A 927-nucleotide genomic window follows, 5' to 3' on the forward strand; every position below is an offset into this window, starting at 1 on the left:
GGACCAAGGACCAACGATCGGCTCGTCGATCCATCGGTGGACGGCTCGAACAGCGTGGAGCAAGGACATCTGGTCACCCCTGCGAATCAGCACCGCAAGCGGCCACCCGGACTTGGCACTTCGGTGCGCACTCGCCGAGGCATCGCCAGTCCAGGCCGAGGCAATGCACTGCCGGCGAAGTCGGCCTCGCTCAACACGACATCGCCGCTCGCCTGCGCACCCACGATCGGCCTGCGCAAGGCGGCGCTGGCCARCGACCTGCGCAACTGGCTGCTGACGCGATCCGTGCTGTTGTGCGGCGGGGCCAATGACCCGATCGTCAACTTCACCAGCAGCCTTGCGACGGCCGGCTACTTCCGCGCCCACGGCATGCCCGCGTCATCGCTCACCGTCGTCGACCTGGAAACGACGGGTGTGAACGATGCGTATGCGACAGCCCGCGCAGGCTTTGCGCAGGCCAAGGCGCAAGAGCGGGCCGACACGACCGGAACCGATGCCGCCAAGTACGAGGCCCCTGGCTCTCGCCTACCACGGCCAACTGGTGCCGGCGTATTGCAGGCAATCTGCGCGGGTGTTCTTCGAAGGTGGGCTCAAAGCAGAACACGCGGCCCCCGGCTCCTTGAAAGTGGCGGAGATGATTCCCACCAGCGTCGCCCGCTATTGAAACTCGACGCTGGTGGCGCTGAGCACGCCGTTCAGGACTCGTGTGCCATGGACATGCACCTTGACGCCGTTGCCGAGATTGGCCGCAGTGCCGTTGCTGAAGTCCACGCCCGGGCTCGCGGCGTTTACAGGCTGTCCCTTGACCCGGAAATCGGCGGCTGAACGGAAGGAGCCAATGGTTCCGATCAGGTCGAACGAAGCCGGCCCGCCAGTGCCTGGCACATGCCGTATCTTCAGCTTCGTCGCCTTCAGGATGCCGTTGGC

Annotated in this window: 1 protein-coding gene; it reads right to left on the minus strand. The window is 65.6% G+C overall.

Annotation, left to right across the window (positions count from 1 at the left end):
- Nucleotides 1-657: 657 nt before the first annotated feature.
- Nucleotides 658-885: a DUF5666 domain-containing protein gene (locus tag AC1DY5_RS57145; protein ID WP_478122961.1), complete on the minus strand. Its 228-nt coding sequence runs from the start codon at nt 883-885 to the stop codon at nt 658-660.
- Nucleotides 886-927 lie beyond the last annotated feature (42 nt).

This window comes from Variovorax sp. P4_D9, assembly GCF_056401695.1.